The 255-nt window shown below is 42.0% G+C and carries 1 protein-coding gene; it reads right to left on the bottom strand.

Annotation, left to right across the window (positions count from 1 at the left end; genetic code table 11):
• A partial coding sequence (locus Q8G36_RS28835) for a cation:dicarboxylate symporter family transporter (RefSeq protein WP_305275379.1) occupies nt 1–255 on the bottom strand: 255 nt, incomplete at both ends.

The raw sequence follows: 255 nt of genomic DNA, 5'->3' as shown, positions 1-255 counted from the left end.
CCAATGTCGCTAAAAGAACTACGAAAGATACACCCGGTACACCCGCAATCCCCTTGGACGTGATCATTAACACTAGCATTAGCGTAATTTGCTCATACACGCTTAAATCGATTCCGTACATTTGAGCGATGAAGATAGCTGCTAACGCTTGGTATAATGTAGAGCCATCAAGGTTAAACGAGTATCCAGTCGGAATAACAAATGTAGCAATATGTTTCGGACATCCCGCTTTCTCCATTTTTTCCATGATTTTCG

This window comes from Peribacillus frigoritolerans, from assembly GCF_030676415.1.
In the GTDB taxonomy this organism is placed as follows: Bacteria; Bacillota; Bacilli; order Bacillales; family DSM-1321; genus Peribacillus; species Peribacillus frigoritolerans_A.
The sequence above is the reverse complement of the archived record's forward strand: the minus strand, read 5'-3'. Positions and strand labels throughout refer to the sequence as shown.